Below are 1,618 nucleotides of genomic sequence, written 5' to 3' on the forward strand. Positions count from 1 at the left end.
TAAGGGCTGTCCCGCAAAGATCGGTTTGAGTGACCCGGGGCGCTTTGCCCCGGGCTTGCGGTCCATCAGGCGACCGCCCCACCCGCGTTCCGGATCAGCTGCTGGAGCACCTTCACCGTGGTGACGTAGTCCGCGTCGTTGATGCCCTCGTGGAGGGCGGCGCGGATCGCGGGGGCATTGCGGGCCAGATCGACGCGGGCCTGTTCCCCTTCCGGGGTGAGCCACAGCCGGTCCTCGGTGTCCTGGGTCAGCCAGCCGCGTTCAAGGAGCCCCTCTGCTTCCGCCACCAGGTCGTCCTCTGGACGGATGTAGGAGGTCATTGCCTCCCGCAGCTCGGACAGGGTCATGCCCTCGCCGTCGGGCGAGATGTCGTTCACCGATAGGTTGCGCAGCAGCCAGAATTGGGGCTGGGTGTAGCCCTTTTCGGCCTGCCGGGCGCGGGTGTACGCGATGAGCGCCTCGTAGGCGACACCGGTCCAGTACGCGGCGGGCTGTCCGGCGAGTTCGGCGTCGGGGATCTGCTGTGTCGTCATGGGGTATCCCCTCCGTGCACTTCAGTGTGGAGCCCGCACACCGTGCAGGTCGTGGGGAGACCGTATGACCTCAAGTTCGGTTGAGGGCAAGCAGGTGATCTTCCGGGCGACTGTGGTGCGGGAAGGAGAAACCTTGCCTCTGGCCCGGCAGCTAAGGGTTACTTGAGGCGTCGACTCCCGCCACGGAGTGATCACGGGCCGCCCGAGGTTTTCCTGTAGCGCCTGGTCGCGGGTGGGATGATCTCGCGATGGCTGGCGTGATCACGGCATCGGAACCGTCCTGGATAGCCCCGTTCGCCGGGCTGAGCCCGCGCTGCTTCGGCAAGTTGGTGACTACCGTGCGTCGCGAGGGCGTAGCCGACGGACATCGCGGCCGACCGTGGGGCCTGTCTCTGGAGGACCGGATCCTGCTCGTCGTTGTGTACTGGCGCACGAACTTGACGATGCGCCAGATTGCCCCGCTGTTCGGTGTCTCCAAGTCGGCGGCGGACCGGATCATCGACCACCTCGGACCGCTGCTCGCACTTCAGCCAAGGCAGCGGTTCCGCAAGGACACCGTGCTCATCGTCGACGGCACCCTGGTTCCCACTCGCGACCACACGATCGCCGAGCAATCGAAGAACTACCGCTACTCAACGGCCCATCAGGTGGTCATCGATGCCGACACCCGTCTGGTCGTCGTGGTCGGCCGGCCCCTGCCGGGCAACCGGCACGACTCCCGGGGCTGGGGAGAATCCGGGGCCAAGGCCGCCGTCGGCAAGACGATGACCATCGCCGACGGCGGCTACCAGGGCACCGGGCTGGTCGTCCCGCACCGCCGCCGCAAGGGCCAAGAACTCCCGGATTGGAAGGAGGAGCACAACCGCTCGCACAAGCAGGTCAGGGCCCGCGTCGAGCACACCTTCGCCCGCATGAAGGACTGGAAGATCCTGCGCGACTGCCGACTCAAAGGCGACGGCGTCCACCACGCCATCCTCGGCATCGCCCGCCTGCACAACCTCGCCCTCACCAGATAGGCCAACGGGCAGCACCGCAGCCGACCTTGCCCTCACCAGGTCCAAGATCAGTTACGGGACAAGCCTTAG

At 66.7% G+C, this 1,618-nt stretch carries 2 protein-coding genes; one reads left to right on the forward strand and one right to left on the reverse strand.

Features of this window, described 5'->3' with window-relative positions:
• Positions 1-65: 65 nt before the first annotated feature.
• Positions 66-533 (reverse strand): MarR family winged helix-turn-helix transcriptional regulator, encoded by a 468-nt coding sequence (locus tag AB0I98_RS49825; protein ID WP_362953166.1) that lies wholly within the window; start codon positions 531-533, stop codon positions 66-68.
• A 248-nt stretch (positions 534-781) separates the two neighbouring features.
• Here AB0I98_RS49825 and AB0I98_RS49830 point away from each other — a divergent pair, with 248 nt between their 5' ends.
• Positions 782-1,549 (forward strand): transposase, encoded by a 768-nt coding sequence (locus AB0I98_RS49830; RefSeq protein ID WP_362953168.1) that lies wholly within the window; start codon positions 782-784, stop codon positions 1,547-1,549.
• Positions 1,550-1,618: the final 69 nt, after the last annotated feature.

The organism is Streptomyces sp. NPDC050211 (assembly GCF_040656035.1).
Classification (GTDB): Bacteria; Actinomycetota; Actinomycetes; order Streptomycetales; family Streptomycetaceae; genus Streptomyces.